This window comes from Micromonospora sp. PTRAS2 (assembly GCF_054052245.1).
The window spans coordinates 1-203 of sequence record NZ_JBSWBU010000082.1 but is presented as its reverse complement, the minus strand read 5'-3'; the positions used below and the strand labels follow the sequence as shown (position 1 = coordinate 203).

General features: G+C 68.0%; 1 pseudogene. It reads left to right on the top strand.

Annotation, left to right across the window (positions count from 1 at the left end):
* Positions 1 to 203: pseudogene (locus ACVMYR_RS33245) on the top strand (hypothetical protein); the annotation flags it as partial.

Below are 203 nucleotides of genomic sequence, written 5' to 3'. Positions count from 1 at the left end.
GTGCAGGGCGCGCAGTCGCGCATCGACCTCGACGCCGAGCAGACCGCCAACGCCAAGGCCATCATCGCCGCCACGAAGAAGACCGGCCTCGACGAACGCGCCGCGGTCATCTCGATCGGCACCGCCCTGCAGGAGTCGAAGCTGCAGAACCTGGGTCACCTGGGTGACCGCAACGACCACGACTCCCTCGGCCTGTTCCAGCA